Below are 25,038 nucleotides of genomic sequence, written 5' to 3' on the forward strand. Positions count from 1 at the left end.
AGGCTACCCCACAGGACCACCCCAATGCGGGAAATCAAACTCCAGGACCTCAAGTCGAAGACCCCGGCTGAGCTCGTCTCGTTCGCGGAAGAGAACGGGGTCGAGAACGCCAGCACCATGCGCAAGCAGGAGCTGCTGTTCGCCATCCTCAAGCAACTCGCGCTCGCCGAGACCGATATCGTCGGCGAAGGCGTCGTCGAAGTGCTCTCCGACGGATTCGGCTTCCTCCGCTCGCCCGATGCGAATTATCTGCCGGGCCCCGACGACATCTACGTTTCGCCCTCGCAGATCCGCCGTTTTGGCCTGCGCACCGGCGACACCATCGAAGGCCATATCCGCAGCCCGAAAGAGGGCGAGCGCTATTTCGCGCTACTGAAGGTCAACACGCTCAATTTCGAGGACCCGGAAAAGTCCAAGCACAAGGTCAATTTCGACAACCTCACGCCGCTGTTTCCGAATCAGCGCTTCCGGATGGAGATCGACGATCCCACGCGAAAAGACCTGTCTGCACGTGTGATCGACATCGTTGCGCCGATCGGCAAGGGCCAGCGCGCGTTGATCGTCGCGCCGCCGCGCACCGGTAAGACCGTGCTGATGCAGAACATCGCGCATTCGATCACGCACAATCATCCCGAATGCTACCTGATCGTGCTGCTGATCGACGAGCGTCCGGAAGAAGTCACGGACATGCAGCGCTCGGTGAAGGGCGAGGTCGTGTCCTCCACCTTCGACGAGCCGGCGGTGCGTCACGTCCAGGTCGCCGAGATGGTGATCGAGAAGGCGAAGCGCCTGGTCGAGCATGGCCGCGACGTCGTGATCCTGCTCGATTCGATCACGCGCCTTGGCCGCGCCTACAACACGGTCGTGCCGTCATCCGGCAAGGTGCTGACCGGCGGTGTCGATGCCAACGCGCTCCAGCGCCCGAAGCGGTTCTTCGGCGCCGCCCGCAACATCGAGGAGGGCGGCTCGCTGACCATCATCGCGACCGCGCTGGTCGATACCGGCAGCCGCATGGACGAAGTCATCTTCGAAGAGTTCAAGGGCACCGGTAATTCGGAACTGATCCTGGACCGCAAGGTCTCGGACAAGCGTACGTTCCCGGCGATCGACATCTCGCGCTCCGGCACCCGCAAGGAGGAGCTCATCACCGATCCGCAGGTGCTCAAGAAGATGTACGTGCTCCGCCGCATCCTCAATCCGATGGGCACGATGGACGCGATCGACTTCCTGCTCGACAAGCTGCGCTCGACCAAGAGCAATTCGGAGTTCTTCGAGTCCATGAACACCTGAGTGCAGTGCAGCAAAGGATTTGGAGGGCGCCTTCGGGCGCCCTTTTCGTTGTGCGGGTTTGCTGCAGCGAATTTGCAGCATGAGGGGTGGCTCGGGACCGGATCTCCGCCATCCACTAATATATTGATATATCAAAAGAACGATTGAACTTGGCTCGGCCCACCTGTCTCAGCCGAGGAACTCTTGCAGCAAACATGCTGTAGATATGTTGCAATGCAACAAGAACTATTGCTGCAATATTTGATGCAGCAAAACCCCGCCGCTCGCCGGCGGGAACGGGAGTTTGCCTTTTCGCCAGGAGGCGGACAAATAGGGCTTATGCATCCGCGAGACCAGACCATTTTTGCGCTGTCATCCGGCCGGGCGCCCAGCGCGATCGCGGTGGTGCGCGTGTCGGGCTCGCAGGCCGGGCTGGTGCTGACAAGCCTCGCCGGCAAGCTGCCGGCGCCGCGGCAGGCGAGCCGTCGGTTGCTTCGCGATGGCGCAGGCCAGCCGATCGACGATGCGGTCGTGCTCTGGTTTCCGGGACCGGCCAGCGCGACCGGCGAGGACATCGCCGAATGTCATGTCCATGGCGGCCGGGCGGTGCTCGCGGCGCTCCTCGCGGAGATTTCTAATATTCCGAATACGCGCGCGGCGGAGCCGGGCGAGTTCACGCGGCGCGCGTTCGAGAACGGAAAGCTCGACCTCACCGAGGCCGAGGGTCTCGACGACCTCATCCACGCCGACACCGACCGGCAACGGCGCCAGGCGCTGCGCCAGTTGCAGGGCCTGCTTGGTGATCGCGCGCGCGACTGGCGCGAACGCATCATCGACGCGTCCGCACTGATCGAGGCCGGCATCGACTTTGCCGACGAGGGCGACGTGCCGGCCGAATTGATGGCGCCGGCCGTCAGGGCGATCCAAGCGCTGCATGACGAAATCTCAAAAGTCCTTGCGGCACAGGGACAAGCTGAACGTCTGCGCGACGGCCTGGTGGTTGCGATTGCGGGCGAGCCGAACGTCGGCAAGTCGACGTTGATCAACCAGCTCGCGCGGCGCGAGGTCGCGATCGTCTCGCCTCATGCCGGCACCACGCGCGACGTCATCGAGGTGCAGCTCGATCTCGACGGCTATCCCGTCACTGTCATCGATACTGCGGGCATTCGCGAGACCGATGATCCCGTGGAGCAGGAGGGCGTGCGTCGGGCGCGGGCGCGAGCCGAGGATGCCGACCTGGTCCTGTGGTTGGTGGAGGGCGGGCAGGCTGTCGATCCGGAAGCCATGCACTCGCTTCGGAGGTCCAGTGACGGGGCTGATCCGTCGGGCAGCTCGGTCTGGATCGTCCGCAACAAGATCGATCTCGGCGGGGGCGAGAGCGACGTGCCGCCAGGCGAGTTCGCGATCTCCGCAAGCCTGGGCGACGGCATTCCGGAACTGGTCGAGGCCCTCGTGACATTCGCGACCAATTTCTTCGGAGCGACCGAGGGCGCATTGGTGACCCGGACGCGGCAACGCGATTTGCTGCGTCAGGCGTCGGACAGCTTGCGCCGGAGTCTGGAGCTTGTAGAAGAGGGCGAAGAGCTGACGGCCGAAGAGCTGCGTGCCGCCGCCTATGCCTTGGGCCGGCTGTTGGGCCGAGTGGACGTCGAGGACGTCCTCGGGGCGATCTTCCAGAAATTCTGCATCGGAAAGTAGCGCTAGTTCTTCATTGTAGAACTAGGGCTTGTTCCATTCCTTCTTGTTTCACGTGAAAACAGCAAATGAGATGGTTCTGGCTGTTTCACGTGAAACAGCGGCGCCCATTGCTCGGTCCCGTGGTTTGGGTTGCGCGGTCCGATATCGCTTTATGAGGAGTGTGGGCGCCAGGGGGCCGGCCGCGCCCCCCAGCCTCGTCATTGCGAGTGGACCCTGCGACGGCGCAATCCTGCTCCCGCGGAGGAATTTTGGATTGCTTCGCCGCGTTCGCAATGACGGCGAAGGTACCGCTTCTTTCTCGGTTATGGATCAGGATCGCAGCTGCACGGTCCCGCTATCGCTTCGTCTCGGACCATTGTTTCACGTGAAACAGCAGCGTCTACAACACTCATTCTACTGTGCATGGGGTTGTTTTCGCGAAAAGTGCATCAGCCTCCCGCCTTCCTGTTTCACGTGAAACACCACCAGCACCGAGTTTCCGCTTCCGGCTTTTTCGGCTCTGGGATAGAAGTTCGACTATGCGAACAGAGCGAGAGAGTTTCGACGTCATCGTGATTGGCGGCGGTCACGCCGGCTGTGAGGCCGCGGCTGCTGCTGCGCGGATGGGTGCCGCGACCGCTCTGGTGACGCACCGTTTCTCGACTGTCGGCGCGATGTCCTGCAATCCGGCCATCGGTGGTCTCGGCAAGGGTCATCTGGTCCGCGAAGTCGATGCTCTCGATGGTCTGATGGGTCGCGTGGGTGACGCCGGCGGCATCCAGTTTCGTGTTCTCAATCGGCGGAAGGGGCCCGCCGTCCGTGGCCCGCGAGCCCAGGCGGACCGGAAGCTTTATGCGGCGGCCATGCAGGCCGCGATCCGGGAGACCGGGGGCCTTTCGGCGATCGAAGCCGAGGCTGACGAGCTGATCATGGCCGAAGGGCGGGTCACAGGTCTTCGCCTGGCTGATGGCCGGGAGCTGCGGGCGGGTGCGGTTGTGGTTACCACCGGCACATTCCTCCGCGGTCTGATCCATCTCGGTGAGAAGAGTTGGCCCGCCGGCCGGGTCGGCGAAACTCCTGCGATGGGCCTCTCCAGCTCCTTCGAGCGTGCCGGCTTCACCCTCGGACGCCTCAAGACCGGCACGCCGCCCCGTCTGGATGGTACTACGATCGACTGGTCTGCCGTCGAGATGCAGCCCGGAGACGAGCCGCCGGAGCCGTTCTCGGTCCTGACCGAGCGGATCACGACCCCTCAGATCCAGTGCGGGATCACCCGGACCACGGCCGCCACCCATGAGGTGATCCGCGCCAATATCCACCGCTCTCCGATGTACTCCGGCCAGATCAAGAGCTCCGGCCCGCGCTATTGCCCTTCAATCGAGGACAAGATCGTCCGCTTCGGCGACCGCGACGGCCATCAGATCTTTCTGGAGCCGGAAGGGCTCGACGATGCGACCGTCTACCCCAACGGCATCTCGACCTCGCTGCCGGAGGAGGTCCAGCTTGCGATCCTCGCCAGCATCCCAGGCCTGGAGCGGGTGAAGATGGTGCGGCCCGGCTACGCGATCGAGTACGACCACATCGATCCCCGTGAGCTCGATCCGACCCTGCAGACCAAGCGCCTGCGCGGGCTGTTCCTGGCCGGGCAGATCAACGGCACCACCGGATACGAGGAAGCGGCGGGGCAGGGCATCGTGGCCGGGCTGAATGCGGCATTGTCCGCCAGTGGGGCCGCGCTGACGGTATTCGATCGGGCGGACGGCTATCTCGGCGTTATGATCGATGACCTCGTCACCCGCGGGATCAGCGAGCCGTATCGGATGTTCACCTCCAGGGCCGAATATCGTTTGACGCTGCGGGCCGACAATGCGGACCAGCGCCTGACCGAGAAGGGCATTGCCTTGGGATGTGTCGGCACTGCCCGAACCCGGCATCACCGCGCCAAGATGGACGCCCTGAACGCGGCACGAACACTGTCGAAGTCCCTGACCATCACCCCGAACGAGGCAAGCAAGCATGGTCTGTCCCTGAATCGGGATGGCCAGCGCCGGTCGGCCTTCGAGCTGATGGCGTATCCGGAGATCGGATGGAGCCAGGTCCGGGCGATCTGGCCGGAGCTGGCGGCAATCGATCCTGTCATCGCCACTCACCTCGAGATCGACGCGAAATACGATGTCTATCTGGAGCGCCAGAGCGCCGACGTCGAAGCGTTCAGGCGCGACGAGGGGATGGTGCTGTCGGACGTTGATTACCAGCAGGTCCCAGGTCTCTCCAACGAGGTCCGGGCCAAGCTGGAGAAGGCCCGGCCCTTCACCGTCGGCCAGGCTGGCCGGATCGATGGCATGACGCCGGCCGCCCTCGGCATTCTCGCGGCTTATCTGCGCCGTGAAGCTCGGAAAACTTCCAAGGCAATCGCATAGGCGTTTCACGTGAAACAGCGCGGACCGGGCGGGGATAGGCCGCTATCGCGACGACCCGGAGCGGGTGAGGGTGTTGGCCGGCGGGCCGAGCCGGCACCGGCCAAACCGAGAATCGACAAGGCGAGCGCCAACGACGATGCGCTGGATGCCATTATCGCAGCCGACAAGATTGCGGCGCTCAAGCTCGCTCCCGTTTCACGTGAAACTGAAGCCCGGCTCGATCGCTACATCGCTCTTCTGCGCGAGTGGCAGGCCAAGACAAATCTGGTCGCGCCGTCGACCTTGCCGCATCTCTGGACGCGGCACATCGCCGATTCGCTTCAGCTCGTCGATCTCGCGCCGACCGCAAAACGCTGGGCCGACCTCGGCAGCGGCGGTGGCTTCCCCGGCGTCGTCCTGGCCTGCGCCATGGCGGGGACGCCGGGCGCGAGCGTCCACCTCGTCGAGCGAATCGCCAAGAAGGCGGCTTTCCTGCGCGAAGCGATTCGCGTCACCATATCTCCGGGAGTCGTACATCTCGCTGAGATCGGGGATAATGTGGATAGAATCACCGGCCCCGTTGATTGCGTCACCGCACGTGCACTGGCTCCGCTACATCAACTCATCGGCTTTGCGGAGCCGCTGATGCGCCAGGGCGCAAAAGCGCTGTTTCTGAAGGGTCAAGATGTAGAGGCTGAATTGACCGAAGCCGCTAAATATTGGAATATTCAATCTCAGCTCCACCAAAGCCGCACGGGTGACGGCTGGATCGTGGAGCTGACGTCCGTCGAGCGACGCGGGTGAGGCGTTCAGGGGTGAGTGGGGAATTGCGATGAGCGTGATTGACGAACCGCAGCAAGAACAGACGGCCCAGGAGACCAATGAGGTCCCGCATGGTCACCCGCGCATCCTGGCGCTGGCGAATCAGAAGGGCGGTGTGGGAAAGACAACCACAGCGATCAACCTCGGTACGGCGCTCGCGGCGATCGGCGAGCGCGTCCTGATCGTCGATCTCGATCCCCAAGGCAATGCCTCGACCGGCCTCGGCATCGATCGCCGCAACCGCTCCTGCTCGACCTACGACGTGCTGGTCGGCGAAGCCGCGTTGCGCGAGGCGGTGGTCTCGACCGCGGTGCCGCGGCTGCACATCGCGCCCTCGACCATGGATCTCTCCGGCCTCGAGCTCGAGCTCGGCACCACGCCCGGCCGCGCCTTCAAGCTGCGCGACGCCATCGGCGCGCTCAACAACAACGTCTCGCCGGATGCCGACTACACCTATGTGCTGATCGACTGCCCGCCCTCGCTCAACCTGCTCACGGTGAACGCGATGGCTGCTTCCGACGCCATCCTGGTGCCGCTGCAATGCGAGTTCTTCGCGCTCGAGGGTCTGTCGCAATTGCTGCAGACGGTGGAGCAGGTGCGTTCGACGCTCAATCCGAACCTGTCGATCCACGGCATCGTGCTGACCATGTTCGACTCGCGCAACAACCTCTCGAACCAGGTCGTCGCCGACGTCCGCCAGTTCATGGGCGAGAAGGTCTACAAGACCATGATCCCGCGCAACGTGCGCATCTCCGAAGCGCCGTCCTATGGCAAGCCGGTGCTTGTCTACGATCTCAAATGCGTCGGCAGCGAAGCTTACTTGCGCCTCGCCACCGAAGTGATCCAGCGCGAGCGCGAGCTGCGCACGACGCATTGAATCCAGATGAGTCATTCCGGACAATTCGCAATATGCGAATTGATCCGGAATCCCGAGATTTGAAATTAAACAACGTCGAGATTCCGGGTCCGCGCTTCGCGCGCCCCGGAATGACGGGGAACGAAAGTAGCAGGAGCGTTCGAGTTGAATCCAAGGGAGCTGGCGATGGCCGACGAAGCGCGTTCGCGACTGGGCCGAGGTCTTGCGAGTCTGATCGGTGACGTCGGCGGCGAGGCTCAGCATGTCGATCGTCCGCGCGCGCAGCGCAAGGTGCCGATCGAATTCATCAAGCCCAACCCGCGCAACCCGCGCCGCACCTTTTCGGAGACCGAGCTCAAGGAGCTCTCCGACTCCATCAAGCAGCACGGCGTGATCCAGCCGATCGTGGTGCGTCCGGTGAAAGGCGCGCAGGATCGCTACGAGATCATCGCCGGCGAGCGGCGCTGGCGCGCCTCGCAGCTCGCCGGGCTGCATGACGTGCCGATCGTTCCGGTCGACGTCAGCGACAGCGATGCGCTGGAGTTTGCGATCATCGAGAACGTGCAGCGCGAAGACCTCAACCCGATGGAGGAGGCGCAGGGCTATCACGCGCTCGCCAACGAGTTCAAACGCAGCCAGGACGACATCGCAAAGGTGGTCGGCAAGAGCCGTAGCCACGTCGCCAACATGATGCGGCTGACGAAACTGCCGGCCGAGGTGCAGGCCTACATCGCGACCGGCGAATTGACGGCGGGCCACGCCCGCGCGCTGATCGGCGTGCCGGATCCGCTCGCCGCCGCCAAGCGCATCGTCGAGGAGGGGCTCAACGTGCGCCAGGCCGAGGCTCTGGCGCACGAGGAAGGCGTGCCCGAGCGCAAGCCGCAGAAGGCCCGCGCCGGCGCGAAGGAAAAGGATCCTGATACGATCGACCTCGAAAAGCGTGTCAGCGACGCGCTGGGTCTCAAGGTCACCGTCAATCATCGCGATCCCGGCGGCTCCGTGCAGATCAACTACCGCAACCTCGATCAGCTCGACGAGGTGATGAAGCGGCTCGCCAAGGGCGCGCTGTAGGCCCGGCCTTCGCCGTCGTCCCCGTGTTCGCGGGACGATGGCGAGTGCGTGGCGCGCGTCTGCATCCACATCGTGATTGCGAGCATTGCGAAGCAATCAAGAATCTTTCCGCGGAGGGATTCTCGATTGCTTCGCTGCGTTCGCAATGACGTGGAGAGATCGAAGGGTTAACCCCGCCGCTTTGCGTTCGCCGCAATCGCCATCAGCGTGCGCTGGGCAATCGCTGCGGCGAGGGTGGACTGCTTGCGGGTGTCGAGCGCAGCGGTTGCGAGCTGCTCGATGATGGCGGCAAGCCGCGTCGGGCTGAAATTGCGCAGCGCGGTTTCGACCGCGGGCTTTCGCGAAAAATGCAGGCGTGGAAAGCCGCCGTCGAGCACGGCGGAGGCCGGCGTGCCGTCGGCGATCGCGAGCGCGGATTTGTGCAGCCACGCGGCCTGCCGCTGCGCGGCGGAGATGATCACGCCGGGATAGGTGCCGGCGATCATGGCCTTTGCGAATTCGGTCTCGACGATGTCGGGCCGCCCGGCAAAGGCGCCGTCGACGATCGGGTCAAGCTTCAGCTCTGACGCATCGGCGACCACGGCCATGACGTCATCCAGCGTGACCTCGCCCTTGCCGTGGGCGTAGAGCGTCAGCTTGCGCAGCTCGTTGCGCGAGGCCTGGCGGTCACCGCCGAGAAAGGACATCAGCGCCGCGCGGGCGTCCTGCGCGATCCGCAAATTCGCGATGCGGAGCTCGTCCTCCATCAGCCTGGCTAGATCGCGCTCGGTGTCGGGATAGCAGCCGATCGCCACGGCCGTCCTGGCGCGCTCGCAAGTCTTGCGCAGCGGCGATTCCGGGCGAAGCTCGCCGGCCTCGATCACGATGCGGCAATCCTTCACGTTCATCTCGGCCAGCGTCTCGATGCCGCTGGCGAAGCTGCGCGAGCCGGCACGAACGCGGATGGCGCGGCGGCCGCCGAACAGCGGCACCGTCATGGCCTCGTCGACGAGGCGCGAGGGCTCGGCGGAGAGCTCGTCGCCGTCGAGCCTGACCAGCGAGAACGGATCGTTGGGATCGTCGACGGCCGATGCGATCAGCGCATCGGCGCGCTCGCGCACGAGGCCGGCATCGGGACCGTAGAGGAGGATGATCGGACGGCCCGCATCAGGGCGGGCGAGGAAAGCGTCGATCTCTTTTCCGCGCAGCGCGACCATGGTCTAGATCGTCATTCCGGGGCGCGCAGAGCGCGAATTGCGGTGCGCAATCGCGCACCAGAGAATCCAGAGTCTGGAAATCGACATTCCGGGTTCACGCTTCGCGTGCCCGGAATAACGGGAACTGAATCAGGTGCCCGCGGTGAAGAACGAGGCGAGCCGGGTGGAGATGTTCTCGGCGATCTCGTTGGCGGCGCGATCCTCGGCATCCCGCACGGCGCGGGTGCGCGAGAAGCGCTGATAGGACCCCGGCATGTCATAGGACACGCGCGAGAATGTCGAGCCCGTCATGACCGACTTGCCGGTCGCGACATCGATCAGATTGTACTGGGCGTCGATACCGAGATTTTCGCTGGTCGGCAGTCCCGTCGTAGCGCTGACGATCAGCGAGGAACGGCTGGTGACGAAGCGGATATCCAGCCGGTGGGTCGGCGGCATGCCCGTCGCCGTGCCGTAAAGCTTGAAGGCCAGCGCGTTGCGGATTTCGACGCCGACGCGGGCCTCGCGCGAAGCATTGGGCTTGTTGATCGGAGGCAGCTCGACGCCCATCAGCTTTTCGCGCAGGCCGGGGGTGCCGTCAGTGCGCTCGGCATACATCGGCTGGAAGCAGCCGGCCGTCAGCGCCGCCAATGCAGCGACTGCCAGCAAGCGGGCTGCGATACGGATCCTAGCCGACAACATTCACGATCCTCTTGGGAACGATGATCACCTTGCGGACGGGCTTGCCGTCCAGGGCCAGCTTTACCGCATCAAGGGCCAAAACGGCAGCCTCGATTTCCGGATTCTGGGCCGCTGTTGCAACTGTGACCTCACCCCGCTTCTTGCCATTGACCTGGACCACCAGAGTCACGCTGTCTTCGACCAGCAAATCGCGTTCGATTTGGGGCCAATTGGCCTCCGAAACCAGCCCCTTCTGGCCCAGAACGCGCCAGCACTCCTCGGCCAGATGCGGCATCATCGGCGAGAACAGCAGGACCAGGATCTGGCTGGCCTCCCGGATCGCCCAGGCCAGATCTGGCGCCAGGTCGGCTGCGGGCTGGCCCGGGCGCTGGAGCACCTCCGAGAACGTATTGGTGAATTCGCGGATATGGGCGAGGCAGACGTTGAAGTGCAGCCGCTCGATGCCGGTGGTGACCTTGTCCAGCGCGCCGTGGGCGGCCTTGCGCAAGGTTGTCGCGTCCGGGCCGAAGCTGGCCGGCCGGGCCGCCGGCGCACCGTTGCCGAGTTCGACGGAATCGTTCACCAGCCGCCACAGCCGCTGCACGAAGCGCGAGGCGCCCTGGACGCGCTCGTCGCTCCAGATCACGTCGCGGTCGGGCGGGGAGTCCGACAGCATGAACCAGCGGGCCACGTCGGCGCCGTAGGTCTCGATGATGTCGTCGGGGTCGACCGTGTTCTTCTTCGACTTGGACATCTTCTCGATCGGGCCGATCTGGATGTCCTCGCCGGTGGCGAGCAAAATTGCGCGGCGCCCGTTGCCGCCGACCTCGATCTTCACCTCGGCCGGCTGCACATAGGTGCCGTCGGGCTTCTGGTAGGTCTCGTGCACCACCATGCCTTGCGTGAACATGCCGGCGAACGGCTCGTCCAGCGCAATGTGCCCGGTCGCCTTCATCGCGCGGGTGAAGAAGCGGCTGTAGAGCAGATGCAGGATCGCGTGCTCGACGCCGCCGATATACTGATCGACCGGCAGCATCCGGTTGGCGACCGCAGGCGTCGTCGGCGCGTTCTCGTTCCAGGGATCGGTGAAGCGCGCAAAGTACCAGGACGAATCCACGAACGTGTCCATGGTGTCGGTTTCGCGCTGGGCCTTGCCCCCGCATTTGGGGCAGGTGACGTGCTTCCAGGTCGGATGATGATCGAGCGCGTTGCCCGGCTTATCGAATGTCGCGTCGTCCGGCAGCTTCACCGGCAGGTCGGCATCCGGCACCGGCACCACATCGCATTTTGGACAGTGAATGACGGGAATCGGGCAGCCCCAATAGCGCTGGCGCGAAATGCCCCAGTCGCGCAGGCGGAAATTCACCTGACGCTCGCCAACCGGTGCGTTGCCGCGCAGCTCCGTCTCGAGACGCTTTGCCACGTCTTCCTTTGCCTGCTCGATGGTCATGCCGTCGAGGAAGCGCGAATTGATCATGCGGCCGTCACCGTCATAGGCGGTGTCGGTGATCACGAAGGTCTTGGGATCCTGGCCTTCCGGGCACACGACGGGCGTGTTGCCGAGATTGTACTTGTTGACGAAGTCGAGGTCGCGCTGATCGTGCGCCGGGCAGCCGAAGATGGCGCCGGTGCCATATTCCATCAGCACGAAGTTCGCGACGTAGACCGGCAGCTTCCAGGACGGATCGAACGGGTGCACGGCGCGGATGCCGGTGTCGAAGCCCTGCTTCTCCGCGGTGTCGATGATCTCCTGCGCAGTGCCGATCTTCTTGATCTCAGCGATGAACTCCGCGAGCTCAGGGTTCTTCGCAGCGGCCGCCTGCGCCAGCGGATGATCCGCCGAGATCGCCATGAATTTCGCACCGAACAGCGTGTCGGGCCGCGTCGTGAAGATCTTCAGCTCGCTCTCGCCGGCCGGCGTCGTCGCCGGATCCAGCGCGAAGCGGATCAGCAAGCCTTCCGAGCGGCCGATCCAGTTGCGCTGCATCAGCCGCACCTTGTCGGGCCAGCGGTCCAGCCCGTCCAGCGCGCTCAGCAGCTCCTGCGAGTACTTCGTGATCTTGAAGACCCACTGGTTCATTTCCCGCTGTTCGACCACGGCGCCCGAGCGCCAGCCGCGGCCGTCGATCACCTGCTCGTTGGCGAGCACGGTCATGTCGACGGGGTCCCAGTTCACCTTGCGCTTCTCGCGCTCGGCGAGGCCTTCCCGCAGGAAGTCCAGAAACATCTTCTGCTGGTGCTTGTAGTAGCTGGGATCGCAGGTTGCGATCTCGCGGCTCCAGTCCAGCGACAGTCCGATCGAGCGAAGCTGCTTCTTCATCGCGGCGATGTTGTCGTAGGTCCAGGCCTTCGGGGCGACCTTGCGCTCGATCGCGGCGTTCTCGGCCGGCAGGCCGAAGGCATCCCAGCCCATCGGATGCAGCACGTTGAAGCCCTTGGCGCGCATGAAGCGGGCCAGCACGTCGCCCAATGTGTAATTCCGGACATGGCCGATATGGATGCGCCCGGAAGGGTAGGGGAACATCTCGAGCACATAATATTTCGGCCGCGGATCGTCGTTCCTGGAGACGAAGATCGCCTGCTCGTCCCAGTGGCGTTGCCAGCGCGGTTCGGCGTCGCGGGCGTTGTAGCGTTCGGAGGTCATGGAATCGTTGGGTTTTCGTGGGTTCGGCCGTCTCAAGACGGCGGACTAGGCCATAGAAGACCTCAGGGGGTCAATGGGTTGCCGCGTTCTGGAACTTTGACTGCGCCTCCGCATAACTACGAGGGCCCGCGTTGGGGTGTGATTAAGGGGTCGATGCCAATTTGCGGCCCGACAAGACCCCATGGCCGCGATGGATTCCAGCTTCGACGATCCCGATTACGACTATGCCGCGTCCATCGCCGGACGGGCGATGCGGAGCATGGCCGAACAGCGGATTGCGCCGATGCCGGCCAATTTTGCGGTCTGGTTCCAGTACTTCGCAGGCAGCCATGACGATCTGCGCAACGCGATCGATCTCCTCATCGACCACAATCGTCCCTTCGATGCGCGTACCAATCAGGATCTGTTCGAGACCTACGTCGCGCCCCAAGTGGGTACCGTCGTGGTCGACACCTCCGAGCGGCTCCAGGCGCTCATGGGGGCCGCGAAGGAGTTTCTGGCGACCGCGATCGCCGACAATCATTCGCAGATGCAGGTCATCAGCCAGGTGGCCGACCAGGGCAGGGCCGGCGTCGATCCAAAACTGCTGGTCGCCCAGCTCATGAACGAGCTGACGCGGGCCGCCACAAGGGCGACACGGCTGGAGGCAGGCTTTGCGGAAAAGACCCGCGAGCTCGACGTGATCCGCGATTCGCTGTCGAGGTCCGAGCAGCGCGCCCGGACCGACATGCTGACGGGGCTGGCGAACCGCAGGGCGCTCGACGAATTCCTGCGCAAGGCGCAGGCGACTGCGGAATGGGGCGAGCCGCTCAGCGTGCTCTTGCTCGATATCGACCACTTCAAGGCCTTCAACGACAATTTCGGCCACGGCGTCGGCGACCAGGTGCTGCGCCTGATGGCGAAGGTGCTGCGCGAAAAGGTTCGCGAGCAGGATCTGCCGGCCCGCTATGGCGGCGAGGAGCTGATCGCGGTGCTGCCGGACGCCGACCTTGCCGCATGTGCCGAGCTCGCCGAGCGCATCAGGCGCGCGATTGCCGAATGCAGGATCACGCGCCGCTCGACCGGCGAGATCCTGCCCAACATCAGCGTGTCGATCGGCGTGGCGCAGTACCGGACCGGCGAAGCGATCACCGATCTGATCGAGCGTTGCGACCGCGCGCTCTATCTCGCCAAGAGCGGCGGCCGCAATCGCGTGGTGACGGAGCTCGAGCTCGAGCGGGCCGGAGCTGCAGGTTAGAGCACGATCCGGAAAAGTGGGTAGCGGCTTGCCCTCGCGACAAACGCGGAACGCGTCTGCGCGGAGATCATGCTCAAACAATAACCTAAGGTGCGATGACCATTCATCCTGATCGCATGGCGCTTTAGGCGCTTGCCACCATCATCATATCCGCCGCGCCGGTCTCGATCGCCTGCACGCCGTGCTCGACAACATTGTTGCGGCCGCGGTGCTTGGCGGCGTAGAGCGCGGCGTCGGCGGCTTCGATCAGGTCGCCTGGACGCAGGCTCTCGTTCGGCTTTGTCGCGGCAACTCCGATCGAGACCGTGACGATCATGTGGTTGGAGGTGATGTGCGGCAGGCAGAGTTTCAGCACGGCCGCGCGCACCTGTTCGCCGATTTCGGCGGCGCGCATCACGTCGGTATTCGGCAGCAAGAGGCAGAATTCCTCGCCGCCATAGCGTGCCGCGAAGCCCATCGTGTCGGCGGCGATGCCGGACAGCGACTCGCCGAGCCGGGTCAGGCAGGTATCGCCTTCGAGATGGCCATAGGTGTCGTTGAACAGCTTGAAATGGTCGACGTCGATCATCAGAAGCGCAAGGTCGCTGCCATATTGCTGTGCGCGCATCCATTCGAAGTCGAGCCGGCTCTGGAAGCCGCGGCGGTTGGCGAGCCCAGACAGCATGTCGATCGAGGCCATCACCGTCAGCCGGTCGTTGCTCGCAATCAGCTCGCGTTCGCGCTGGCTCAGCTGCGCAGCCATCGCGTTGAAGGCGCGGGCCAGCGGCACGAACTCGGCCGGCAGCCGATTGCGCGCCGCGCGGGCCGACAGGTCGCCCTCGCCGAGACGCTTGGCCATGTCGACGAGCATCTCGATCGGCTTGATGACGAGTTTTTCGGCGGCAATCAGCGCGCCGAGCAGGACGAACACGACGACGAAAGCGAGCTGGAGATATGCGGTGCGGATATCGCGGTTGACCGCCGCGGACACCTTGTCTTCGTCGATGCTGGCGATCAGGCGAGCGTTGGTGCCGGCGATGCGGATGTAGCTGACCGCGCGGCGGGAACCGTCGGCGGCGAGGAAAGACAGTGAACCCTCATCCTGGTCGGAACGCAGCGCCTTGTCGGCGATCGCGGACATCAGCGGCATGTTGTCGAGGGGACGGCCGACTGCGCTGTGCTGATCGGCGGGGGCCGCCAGCACGGTGCCCGCGCTGTCGACCAGCACCGCGGTGATGCCGGCGCGGCCGCCCAGATTGCTCATGACCTTCGACATCCAGTCGAGATTGACGGTGGCGAGCACGACGGCATCGGGTACGCCGCTGAAGGCGGAGACCGGATAAACCGCCATCACCGTCGGCGACGGTACCGGCCGCGACAGGATGAAATCGCTCAGAACGAAGCGGCCGGTTTCTTGTGCCTGCTGGAAGTAGGGCCGGTCGCTGAGATCGAGGCCGACATACATGTTGTTGGTGGCGCATTGGATGCGTCCGTCCTGGCCGGCGATCAGCAGTGTGCGGATCCAGGGGAGGCTCGACGGCAGGCTTGCGCGCAGCACGGCGCAGCTCTTGCTGATGCCCTCGACGGAGGCACGGATGAAGGCTTCCGATTTCAGGATGGTCTCGACCGACGAGATCACCTCGCGCTGCGCATCGGCGCTGTGCCTCGCCACCGTGGTGAACTCAGCCGCAGCCTGCGCGATCTGCCGCGCGCGCGTGTCTTCGAGCGAGCGGATGCGATCGAGCATCAACGGCGCCACAAGAATCACCGCGAGCAACGCAAGCCGCGCCCGGATTCCCAGAACCTGCTTGAGTTTCGCTCGTTTGCGGTTGAGACTGACGCTTGCCATCTTCGCTACCCACCCCATGGGCCAAGGTAAAGCGAAGGGTTCAAAAACTGTTTCTTGAACTCGGTAAAATTGGACTTAACCCGGGCTACGATCACAGCCAAGAGACGTCATGACAGAAGCCAATGCCGCGCCGGTAACCGGCCATTCACCAAACGCGCTCGCCGCGGTCGAGGCCGAAATCGCCCGCGCCTGCAAGGACGCGCGGCGCGACCGCGCCTCGGTGACGCTGATCGCAGTGTCCAAGACGTTCGCCGCGGATGCAATTGTTCCGGTCATCGCCGCCGGACAGCGCGTATTCGGCGAGAATCGGGTGCAGGAGGCCAAAAGCAAGTGGCCGGCGTTAACGTCTGCTTACCCCGATATCGCGCTGCATCTGATCGGGCCGCTGCAATCCAACAAGGCGAAAGACGCGGTCGCGCTGTTCGACGCGATCCATTCGGTCGACCGCCCGAGCATTTGCCAAGCGTTAGCCAAGGAAATCGAATCCCAGAACAAGCACCCGCAGCTCTTCGTCCAGATCAACACCGGCGAGGAGCCGCAGAAGGCCGGCGTCGTGCCTGGCGAGGCCGATGCCTTCCTCGCGAGCTGTCGCGACACCTATGGGCTCGCGATCTCCGGACTGATGTGCATCCCGCCGGTCGACGAACCGCCGGCGGCGCACTTTGCTCTCACCGCCAAGATCGCGGCGCGTAATGGGTTGAAGAACCTCTCGATGGGCATGAGCGCTGATTTCGCGACCGCGATCATGCTGGGCGCCACCCATGTGCGTGTGGGAAGTGCGATCTTCGGGCACAGATAGTCGCCGTCAGCGAGGGCGGGAGCCAAACAAGCTCGCAACGACAGCGGAGCGTGCCGCGCCTACACAAACCGCACCGACACCTTGCCCAGCACGCCGAAGTCCGCCGCGAAATGATCGCCGGCCTGGATCGGCAGCGGCGGATGGCATGTGCCCGTCGTCACCACCTCCCCTGTCCGCAACGTGATGCCGAGCCCGCGCAGCTCGTTGGCAAGCCAGGCGAGCGCAACGCGGGGATCGCCCAGCACATTCCTGCCGTGGCCGATATAATGCTCGCCGCGCAGCGTGATCTGCGGGCGTTCCGCGACGAGATCCATCGCGCGCCAGTCCGCCGCCGTCGCCGCGCCCAGCACGAACAGATGCGCGCAGGCATTGTCGGCGATGAGCTGGGCCTCGCCGGCGCCAGCGAAATCGACAAAGCGCGAATCGGGAATCTCGATCGCGGGATGCAACGTCTCGACGGTGGCGAGCACCTCGTCGACGGTGTACGGCGCCGCGCGCGGCGGCAGATCGCGCCCCATCCGAAAGGCGAATTCCGGCTCGCCGACGCGCATCTCGTTGCCCTTCATCGACGCAGTGCCGCCGTCAGCGATCACGGTGTCGCTCATGATGCGTCCGGCCATGGGGCCTGCGACATTGATGTGCTTCTGTCCGGCCTCGCTCGTTGCCGCGATCTTCCAGCCGAACAATTTCCCGCGCAATTGTCGTTCGAGCGCGGCCTGGACGGCGTAGCCCTCGGCGCGGCTCTGCGGCCGCAGCCGGGCCTCGAGTGCGTCGATCTTGGTGCCGTCGCGCCAGTGTTGAACCAGGACCTGCGAAGCGGCGGCGATCTGATCCTTGTCGAGCATGCACCCTCACCCGATGATGATTCTTGTTCGCGGGCCCAGGCGCCGCAGCAATTGCAGCATCGCAGATTTCGTCATGGAGACGCAGCCCGCGGTCGGGCCGAAATTGTCGCGGGCGAGGTGCAGGAACACCGCGCTGCCGCGGCCGGCGATGCGTGGTCTGGTGTTGTGGTCGATCTCGACGATGAAGTCATAGAGGTGGTCGGCCCGCTTGAGCCGGTCACCGCCCTGCCCCTCCCCGAGCCGGATGCCCTGATTGTAACGGCGGTCCCGTGGATCCTCGCACCAGGCGTCTGCGCCGGTGATCATCCGGGTCGGCAAGAACGTCGGGGGGCGGCTGTGCCGGTCGCCCCGCCACCACAGCCGCCTGGGACGGAAGTTGCCCTTGGGCGTGCCGCCATCGCCCTCGCGCTTGTTGGCCAGAATGCCACCCCGCCCCAATGCAACCGGAATGGTCAGCGTCCCGGCCGTCAGCCAGCCCCGGCGCGGGTTACCGGCCGCAGCCTTAACGCGGATCGCAGACAGCGGCCCCGCGCTTCGATTCCTGGCGTAACCAACTGAAGCTGCTTTATTTTTCATGTGAACGTGCAATGTCGAATTCATTACAGGACATTCATCAAATCGCCCTGCTATTCTGAGCTAGAGTGCTTCTGGCTTGTGAATCGGTAACAGCCCACTACTTCAACACGAACAACAATAACAACGGCGACCCTAAACTTCCCCTCGCGGCTGGGTGCGGCATGGATGCGCGCCGAGCCGGACCCTAAAAGGATGACCCCCTATGGCCAATGCCCGCAAGATCCTGATCGTGGATGACGATACCGATCTGCGCGATACGTTGGTGGAGCAATTATCGCTGCACGAAGAATTCGAAGCCTCCGCGGTCGATACCGGCGCCAAGGGCGCGAGCGCTGCAAAGGCCAATTCTCCGGATCTCGTCCTGATGGATGTCGGCCTGCCCGATACTGACGGCCGCGAAGTTGTCCGTTCGTTGCGCAAGGGCGGATTCAAGGCCCCGATCATCATGCTGACCGGGCACGACACCGATTCCGACACGATCCTGGGGCTGGAATCCGGCGCCAACGACTATGTCGCAAAACCCTTCCGCTTCGCCGTGCTGCTGGCCCGCATCCGTGCCCAGCTCCGCCAGCACGAAGCCAGCGAGGACGCGGTGTTCTCGGTCGGCCCCTACTCCTTCCGTCCCGGCTCGAAGATGCTGACGGCGGCCAATGCGCGCAAGGTCCGCCTGACCGAGAAGGAAACGGCGATTCTCCGCTTCCTCTACCGGGCCGGCCAGATGCCGGTGTCGCGCGAGACCCTGCTCCAGGAGGTCTGGGGCTACAATTCCGGCGTCACCACCCACACGCTGGAAACCCACATCTATCGGCTTCGCCAGAAGATCGAGAAGGACGCCGCCAACCCCGAGATCCTGGTCACGGAAGCCGGTGGCTACAAGCTGGTGCCGTGATACGTTCCGGAAACGCGCGATTCGTCGTAAATTGGCGCGTTCCTCGAGCCACGGACCGGAATGTCAATCGACGACGACGTAGCGCTTCTCGAGCGTGTCCCGACACTGCGCCTGTTGGGAGACGCCTCGTTGCGCATGGTGGCGATCGGTTCCGAGCAGCGTGACTTCGTCCGCGGTGACGTCCTGTTCAATCTCGGCGACGACGCCGATGCCGGCTTCGTGGTCCAGCGCGGCGCCTTCAGGGTCGAGGACGGCGCCGGCGCCGAAATGATCGCCGGCCCCGGCGCGCTGATCGGCGAGCTCGCACTGGTGGTGCCGATGAAGCGGCCATCGCGTGCGATCGCGCTGGAGCATTCCTCCGTCATCCGCGTGGCACGCAGCCTGTTCCAGCGTGTGCTGGAGAGCGACCCCGCCGCCGCCGTGCGCCTCCGCGACGAATTCGCGGTGCGCTCCAGCCAGATCGCCAGCGACATCCTGATGGCCGGCGCGAAGCTGACGTCCTGAGTCTCTCACCTGTCATTCCGGGGCGCGACGAAGTCGCGAGCCCGGAATCCATTCATCCACCAACTCTGCCGCCTGATGGATTCTCAGGTGCGCAATTGCGCACCATAGCTCGCGCTGCGCGCGCCCCGGAATGACAGGTGACGATCATAGATCCAGCGTCACCGTCACCGGCACGTGGTCCGACGGCCGCTCCCAGCTCCGCGCGTCGCGCAGGATCTTGAAATCGCTGACCGCGTCCTTCAGCGCACGCGAGACCCAGATGTGATCGAGCCTGCGGCCGCGGTCGCCGACGGTCCAGTCGGCGGAACGATAGCTCCACCACGTATAGACCTTCTCCGACATCGGGATGCGCTCGCGCGCGACGTCGATCCATTCGCCGGCGGCGAGCGCCGCCTTCAGCTTCTCGGTCTCGACGGGTGTGTGCGAGACGACTTTCAGAAGCTGCCTGTGCGACCACACGTCGTTCTCGTGCGGGGCGACGTTGAGGTCGCCGACCAGGATGTGGCGGTCCTCCCCGCGCGGATGCAGCGGTTCGCACGCCTTCATCTCGTCGAGGAAGCGAAGCTTGTGGTCGAACTTCTCGTTCAGCGCGGGATCGGGAATGTCGCCGCCGGCGGGCACGTAGAAATTATGCAGCACCAGCGGCTTTGCGATGCCAGCCTTCTCGCCGAACGACACCGAGATGTGGCGCGAATCCACCTTGTCGCAGAAGGTGCGGATGTCCTTGGACTCGAAGGGAATCTTCGAGACGATGGCGACGCCGTGATAGCCCTTCTGCCCGTTCAGCGCGACGTGCTCGTAGCCGAGTCGCTTGAAGCGCTTCAGCGGAAAGGCGTCGTCGATGCACTTGGTTTCCTGCAGGCACAGCACCTCCGGCCGCGCGCTCTTCAGGAATTTCGCGACCAGGTCGATGCGCAGCCGCACCGAGTTGATGTTCCAGGTTGTCAGGGAAAGACGCATGGGAACGATCTAATAAACTCCATCCGTCATGCCCGGGCTTGACCCGGCCATCCACGTCTTTTTGTCGGACCCAAAAACGTGGATGCCCGGGACAAGCCCGGGTATGACGGTGATTGGAGCGGTCATGCTATCTCAGCCCGGTGACGGGCCGTAATTGGTGAAATCGATCTTGAACATGTTGGGGTCGAGCTTCTTGCTCGAATCCAGATTGTAGACCGCGATCGTGGTGTCGTAGCCCTGCGGGTCGGTAACGGTCCACTGCTTGAGCTGGCCGTCCTTGGCGCCGAACATCAGGAGCAGCCGGCTGGTGCCGACCAGCGCCTGCTTCTCCTCGATGGTGACGCTGACAAAGACGTCGTCGACCGAGACGTTGACGACGTTGGTGTCCTTCATCAGGTCGATGCGGTCGGACAGCAGGAAGCGCAGCGGCGTCTGCGACAGCGGATAGATGTCCTGGGTCGCGAGCTTGCGGTCGCGCACCACCAGCGACGATCCGTCGGCGACGATGTCGATCGGGCTCGGCGCATCATATTCGAAGCGCACCTTGCCGGGCTTCTGGATGTAGAAATCGCCCTGTGTCTTGCTGCCGTCGGGGCCGACCTGGACGAAATTACCGACCAATGTCTGAAGCGACGACAGGTAGGCGCTGACCTTGGCCGCCTGCGCTTTCTGGTTGGCATCGAAGGTCTGGAAGATGCTGCTCGGCACGTTGCGTCGCGGATCCGGGATGACCGGATTCGGTGGCGTCTGCATTGCGCCGGTCACAGCGGGCCCACCGGCCGGCCCGCCATCGCCGCGGCCCTTCGGCGCAGGCTTCGGCACGGGCACGGTCTGGGCGAACGAGGACGCAGTCACCATCGCGGCGGTGACGAGAAGCACGCCGGCCACGCGCACGCCTCGCGCGGCGATGGTTGCGGCGAATCGAATGTGCGGATGTCTGATCAACGCGTCGTCCTGTATGGCTGGGCGCCTTTCTAGCGTGATTTCGGGCAAAAGCAGATAACGATTTCGCGTGAAATGATGTTCAGGGGCCGCTTGCCTCACATATGGCTGTCTTCTTCCTCGACCAGAATCTCGCGCTTGCCGGCGTGGTTGGCGGGACCGACGATGCCTTCGAGTTCCATGCGCTCCATCAGCGATGCGGCGCGGTTGTAGCCGATCTGCAGGCGGCGCTGGATATAGCTGGTCGAGGCCTTGCGATCACGTTTGACGATCGCAACCGCCTGCTGGAATAGATCGCCGCCGCCATCTCCGCCCATGCCGGTGGCATCGAACACGGCGCCATCCTCGTCCTCGGTCGGCTCTTCGGCGGTCACGGCTTCGAGATATTCCGGCTGTCCCTGCGTCTTGAGGTGACGCACCACCTTCTCGACTTCCTCGTCGGAGGCGAAAGGTCCGTGCACGCGGCTGATGCGGCCGCCGCCGGCCATGTAGAGCATGTCGCCCTGGCCGAGCAGCTGCTCGGCGCCCATCTCGCCGAGGATGGTGCGGCTGTCGATCTTGGACGTGACCTGGAAGGCGATGCGGGTCGGGAAGTTCGCCTTGATGGTGCCGGTGATGACGTCGACCGACGGACGCTGCGTGGCAAGGATCACGTGCAGGCCTGCGGCGCGCGCCATCTGCGCGAGACGCTGCACCGCGCCTTCGATGTCCTTGCCGGCGACCATCATCAGGTCGGCCATTTCGTCGACGATGATGACGATGTAGGGCAGCGGGTCGAGCGAGAGCTTCTCTTCCTCGTAGATCGCCTTGCCGGTTTCCTTGTCGAAGCCGGTATGCACCGTGCGCGTCGGCTCCTCGCCCTTGGCCTTCAATTCGAGCAGGCGCGTATTGTAGCCGTCGATGTTGCGCACGCCGAGCTTGGCCATGTTCTTGTAGCGCTCTTCCATCTCGCGCACGGCCCATTTCAGCGCGACCACCGCCTTCTTCGGATCGGTCACGACGGGCGTGAGCAGATGGGGAATGCCGTCATAGACGGAGAGCTCGAGCATCTTCGGGTCGACCATGATCAGCCGGCACTGGTCCGGGCGCAGCCGGTAGACCAGGCTGAGAATCATGGTGTTGATCGCGACCGACTTACCCGAGCCGGTGGTACCGGCGATCAGCATGTGCGGCGTGCGGGCGAGATCGATGATGACGGGATCGCCGCCGATGGTCTTGCCGAGGCACAATGGCAGCTTTGCCACCGTCTCAGTCGCCTCCTTCGCCACCAGCAATTCGCGCAAGTAGACTTTCTCGCGATGCGCGTTCGGCAGCTCGATGCCGATCGCGTTGCGGCCGGGCACGACCGCGACGCGCGCCGACAGCGCGCTCATCGAGCGGGCGATGTCGTCGGAAAGTCCGATCACGCGCGAGGACTTGATGCCAGGCGCCGGCTCCAGTTCGTACAGCGTGACGACGGGACCCGGATTGGCCTTCACGATCTCGCCGCGCACGCCGAAATCCTGCAGCACGCCTTCGAGCGAACGGGAATTGGTCTCCAGCTCGGCCTTGCTGAGCGGCTGGCGATCGCCGGCCTTCGGGGCGGCCAGCATGGAGACGGACGGAAGGTCGAATTTCTCAGAGGACTTCTTCGCCGTGGCCTTCGGTGCGGCCTTCTTGCGTGGGGCGCGCGCGGCAGGCTGCTCCTCTTCCTCCTCCTCGTCTTCCTCTTCTTCGTGCTCGTCCTCATGGCCCTCGTCTTCGGACTGCGGCGAGATCGAGGGCGCGGCGCGACCGCCGCCCAGATTCGGCTCCTGGCGGCTGAACGAAACCGCTTTGGTCTTCGGTCCACTCGAGACCAGCGAGCGGTACGCGGCGCCAAGCAGCCAGATCAGCCGCGCCTTGGTGCTCATCAGCGCGTGGAACAGCCAACCCAGCGATACGGAGCCGCGATCGCTCTCCTCGTCTTCGTCGAGCGGCTTGTCATCATCCTCGATCTCCGCGAGCTCGTCGTCCTGCTCGCGCGCGCCAAGGCCGCAGGCGATCAGGAAGGTCGCGGTCATCGCGGCGAACAGGATCGTGCCCAGCACCATGCGGTAGATCGTGCCGGCCGGCCCGAAAATCACCGCCGGCGCGCGGACCAGCGCGTCGCCGACCACGCCGCCGAGGCCGGTCGGCAGCGGCCATGCGCCGCCATGCGGCCAGCAGCTGACGAAGCCTGCCGCGATCACCGTGCAGAGAATCCAGGAGCCGAGCCGCAGCGCTTCGCGGTCGAACGGGCGATGCGTCATCATGCGCCAGCCCCAGACCGCAACCGTCAGGACCAGCATGATGGCGCCGAGCCCGAGAATCTGCATCGCGAGGTCTGCACCGATCGCGCCGGCATAGCCGAGGATGTTGCGGATCGGCCGCGAGGTAGCGTGGCTGAGGCTGGGATCCTGCACCGACCACGTCATCAGCGCGGCCGAGGCGACGCCCGCCAGCGCGATCAGGCCGAGGCCGGTGAGCTCGCGCATGCGCCGCGCCAGACCCTCGCGGATCGATGGCGGCAGATGGCCGACCAGCGGAATGACGCGTTCGATTGCCGACATGCTCATGGGCCCCGCCTAACCCAGAGTCTCGACCAGGCGGTGCAGCGCCTGCGCCGTGGTCTCTCCATCCTGCACCAGTGCGAGTCGAATGTAGCCTGCACCGGGATTGAAGCCGTCGGGCTGGAGCCGGGCCAGATAGCTGCCGGGCACCACGCGCACGCCTGCTTCCTTGAACAGTCTCAACGTCACCGACACGTCGTCGCCGAGGGCGGACGTGTTGAGCCAGACGCAGAAGCCCGCATCAGGCCGGCGATAGCCGTAACGGTTGCCGATGATCTGGTCTGCCAGATCGAACTTGATCCGGTACAGCCTGCGGTTCTCCTCGACATGCGCCTCGTCGCCATAGGCGACGGTCGCCACGTGCTGGAGCGGCACCGGCACCTGGGGCGCCGCAACGTTGCGCAGCTCCAGGAACATGCCGATGAACTTCTTGTCGCCGGCGGCGAAGCCGACGCGCATGCCCGGCAGGTTGGAGCGCTTCGACAGCGACTGGAACGCAACCACGCGGGTGAAGTCGGGGCCGGCGCATTCCAGCGCGCTGCCCGGAGCCTGCCGGGTGTAGATCTCGGAATAGCACTCGTCGCTGAGGATCACGAAGCCGTAGCGGTCGGCGAGTTGCTTCAATCGCCTGAAATAATCAGGCGAGGCGACCGAGCCCTGCGGATTGGCCGGCGAAGCCAGATAGAACGCCACCGTGCGCGCCAGTGTAGCCTCGTCGATGGCATCGAGATCGGGCAGGAAGCCGTTCTCGACCGTGGTCGGCAGATAGACCGGCTCGCAAGCCGCGGCGCGGGTGCCGGCGCCATAGACCGGATAGAACGGGTTCGGCATCAGGATCACAGGCTTGCCGGGACGCGGCCCGACATAGCGCGCCGCGGTGATCGCCGCGAAGAACAGCCCTTCGCGGCTGCCATTGAGGACGAGAATCTCGCTCTCGGGATCGAGCGGCCGCGGCAGCTTAAAGCGCGACGACAGCCAGGCGCCGGCGGCTTTGCGGAACGGCTCGATGCCCTTGCCGAGCGGGTAGCGGCCGAAATCGGCGATGTGCTTCGCCAGCACCGGGCCGACGAAGTCGGGCACGGGATGCTGGGGCTCGCCGACTGCAAGCGTGATCAAGGGCTTGCCCGGCTGATGCGGCGCCAGCAGCTCGTTCAGCCGGATGAAGGGCGAGCGGTCGCTGTCGGGGCTTCCACCGGCCAGCGGCGCACGGGATGAAGCGGTCATAGCCATTCTGGGCGCCAGCACTCTTGGAACAGCCGGTCGCGCGAAGGCACCGGCGGGAAGCGGTTCAGTT

The 25,038-nt window shown here is 64.6% G+C and carries 20 protein-coding genes; 10 read left to right on the forward strand and 10 right to left on the reverse strand.

All coding sequences use genetic code 11. From position 1 onward, the window contains the following. Positions 1 to 24: 24 nt before the first annotated feature. From rho to ACSHT2_RS20830, 6 genes are all read left to right on the forward strand, one after another. Entirely contained in the window at positions 25 to 1,290 is a 1,266-nt protein-coding gene (rho, locus tag ACSHT2_RS20805; RefSeq protein ID WP_319338510.1) for a transcription termination factor Rho, read from the forward strand. 318 nt (positions 1,291 to 1,608) lie between these two features. After that, complete coding sequence (mnmE, locus tag ACSHT2_RS20810; RefSeq protein ID WP_440642889.1) at positions 1,609 to 2,967, forward strand: tRNA uridine-5-carboxymethylaminomethyl(34) synthesis GTPase MnmE; 1,359 nt, start codon at positions 1,609 to 1,611, stop codon at positions 2,965 to 2,967. Positions 2,968 to 3,485: 518 nt separating this feature from the next. Further along, complete coding sequence (mnmG, locus tag ACSHT2_RS20815; RefSeq protein ID WP_440642890.1) at positions 3,486 to 5,366, forward strand: tRNA uridine-5-carboxymethylaminomethyl(34) synthesis enzyme MnmG; 1,881 nt, start codon at positions 3,486 to 3,488, stop codon at positions 5,364 to 5,366. Between the two features lie 9 nt (positions 5,367 to 5,375). Continuing rightward, positions 5,376 to 6,149, forward strand: coding sequence for a 16S rRNA (guanine(527)-N(7))-methyltransferase RsmG (gene rsmG, locus ACSHT2_RS20820; protein ID WP_440636189.1), 774 nt, complete (start codon positions 5,376 to 5,378; stop codon positions 6,147 to 6,149). A 28-nt stretch (positions 6,150 to 6,177) separates the two neighbouring features. Continuing rightward, positions 6,178 to 7,044 (forward strand): ParA family protein, encoded by an 867-nt coding sequence (locus ACSHT2_RS20825; RefSeq protein WP_028181374.1) that lies wholly within the window; start codon positions 6,178 to 6,180, stop codon positions 7,042 to 7,044. Between the two features lie 165 nt (positions 7,045 to 7,209). Beyond that, a complete protein-coding gene (locus ACSHT2_RS20830) occupies positions 7,210 to 8,094 on the forward strand; it encodes a ParB/RepB/Spo0J family partition protein (protein ID WP_440636191.1) in 885 nt (294 codons plus the stop codon). A gap of 167 nt (positions 8,095 to 8,261) precedes the next feature. Here ACSHT2_RS20830 and holA read toward each other — a convergent pair whose 3' ends face one another. The 3 genes from holA to leuS form a co-directional block, all read right to left on the reverse strand. Next, a complete protein-coding gene (gene holA, locus ACSHT2_RS20835) occupies positions 8,262 to 9,290 on the reverse strand; it encodes a DNA polymerase III subunit delta (RefSeq protein WP_440636193.1) in 1,029 nt (342 codons plus the stop codon). Between the two features lie 129 nt (positions 9,291 to 9,419). Next, positions 9,420 to 9,971 carry an LPS assembly lipoprotein LptE gene (gene lptE / locus ACSHT2_RS20840; RefSeq protein WP_319338518.1) on the reverse strand — a complete coding sequence of 184 codons (552 nt, stop codon included), beginning with the start codon at positions 9,969 to 9,971 and terminating at the stop codon, positions 9,420 to 9,422. After that, the gene (gene leuS, locus ACSHT2_RS20845; RefSeq protein WP_440636195.1) at positions 9,958 to 12,594 is read right to left on the reverse strand and encodes a leucine--tRNA ligase; all 2,637 of its coding nucleotides are present in this window, start codon (positions 12,592 to 12,594) and stop codon (positions 9,958 to 9,960) included. Before leuS ends, lptE begins: the two co-directional genes overlap by 14 nt. A 190-nt stretch (positions 12,595 to 12,784) precedes the next feature. Here leuS and ACSHT2_RS20850 point away from each other — a divergent pair, with 190 nt between their 5' ends. Beyond that, a complete protein-coding gene (locus ACSHT2_RS20850) occupies positions 12,785 to 13,831 on the forward strand; it encodes a GGDEF domain-containing protein (protein WP_440642891.1) in 1,047 nt (348 codons plus the stop codon). Positions 13,832 to 13,955: 124 nt separating this feature from the next. On the opposite strand, the gene ACSHT2_RS20855 is transcribed toward ACSHT2_RS20850, so the two are convergent. After that, positions 13,956 to 15,659 (reverse strand): diguanylate cyclase domain-containing protein, encoded by a 1,704-nt coding sequence (locus ACSHT2_RS20855; protein WP_440636196.1) that lies wholly within the window; start codon positions 15,657 to 15,659, stop codon positions 13,956 to 13,958. A 109-nt stretch (positions 15,660 to 15,768) separates the two neighbouring features. Here ACSHT2_RS20855 and ACSHT2_RS20860 point away from each other — a divergent pair, with 109 nt between their 5' ends. After that, a complete protein-coding gene (locus tag ACSHT2_RS20860) occupies positions 15,769 to 16,458 on the forward strand; it encodes a YggS family pyridoxal phosphate-dependent enzyme (protein WP_440636198.1) in 690 nt (229 codons plus the stop codon). A gap of 59 nt (positions 16,459 to 16,517) precedes the next feature. Here the strand turns inward: ACSHT2_RS20860 and ACSHT2_RS20865 are convergent, their stop codons facing one another. Then, the gene (locus ACSHT2_RS20865) at positions 16,518 to 17,303 is read right to left on the reverse strand and encodes a 2-keto-4-pentenoate hydratase (RefSeq protein ID WP_440636200.1); all 786 of its coding nucleotides are present in this window, start codon (positions 17,301 to 17,303) and stop codon (positions 16,518 to 16,520) included. A 6-nt stretch (positions 17,304 to 17,309) separates the two neighbouring features. After that, positions 17,310 to 17,879: a L,D-transpeptidase family protein gene (locus ACSHT2_RS20870; protein WP_440636202.1), complete on the reverse strand. Its 570-nt coding sequence runs from the start codon at positions 17,877 to 17,879 to the stop codon at positions 17,310 to 17,312. Between the two features lie 202 nt (positions 17,880 to 18,081). Between ACSHT2_RS20870 and ACSHT2_RS20875 the strand changes: the two genes are divergently transcribed. Both ACSHT2_RS20875 and ACSHT2_RS20880 read left to right on the forward strand, forming a co-directional pair. Then, the gene (locus tag ACSHT2_RS20875) at positions 18,082 to 18,768 is read left to right on the forward strand and encodes a response regulator transcription factor (RefSeq protein WP_008142830.1); all 687 of its coding nucleotides are present in this window, start codon (positions 18,082 to 18,084) and stop codon (positions 18,766 to 18,768) included. A gap of 60 nt (positions 18,769 to 18,828) precedes the next feature. Continuing rightward, complete coding sequence (locus tag ACSHT2_RS20880; protein ID WP_124161988.1) at positions 18,829 to 19,272, forward strand: Crp/Fnr family transcriptional regulator; 444 nt, start codon at positions 18,829 to 18,831, stop codon at positions 19,270 to 19,272. 144 nt (positions 19,273 to 19,416) lie between these two features. Here the strand turns inward: ACSHT2_RS20880 and ACSHT2_RS20885 are convergent, their stop codons facing one another. The 4 genes from ACSHT2_RS20885 to ACSHT2_RS20900 form a co-directional block, all read right to left on the reverse strand. Then, the gene (locus tag ACSHT2_RS20885; RefSeq protein WP_440636204.1) at positions 19,417 to 20,232 is read right to left on the reverse strand and encodes an exodeoxyribonuclease III; all 816 of its coding nucleotides are present in this window, start codon (positions 20,230 to 20,232) and stop codon (positions 19,417 to 19,419) included. Positions 20,233 to 20,364: 132 nt separating this feature from the next. Next, complete coding sequence (locus tag ACSHT2_RS20890) at positions 20,365 to 21,120, reverse strand: outer membrane lipoprotein carrier protein LolA (protein ID WP_440642892.1); 756 nt, start codon at positions 21,118 to 21,120, stop codon at positions 20,365 to 20,367. 152 nt (positions 21,121 to 21,272) lie between these two features. Then, on the reverse strand, positions 21,273 to 23,750 hold the full coding sequence (locus ACSHT2_RS20895; RefSeq protein ID WP_440636206.1) for a DNA translocase FtsK: 2,478 nt from the start codon (positions 23,748 to 23,750) through the stop codon (positions 21,273 to 21,275). A gap of 9 nt (positions 23,751 to 23,759) precedes the next feature. Continuing rightward, positions 23,760 to 24,974: an aminotransferase class I/II-fold pyridoxal phosphate-dependent enzyme gene (locus ACSHT2_RS20900; RefSeq protein WP_440636208.1), complete on the reverse strand. Its 1,215-nt coding sequence runs from the start codon at positions 24,972 to 24,974 to the stop codon at positions 23,760 to 23,762. Positions 24,975 to 25,038: the final 64 nt, after the last annotated feature.

It is taken from the genome of Bradyrhizobium sp. PUT101, assembly GCF_052043945.1.
Taxonomy (GTDB): Bacteria; Pseudomonadota; Alphaproteobacteria; order Rhizobiales; family Xanthobacteraceae; genus Bradyrhizobium.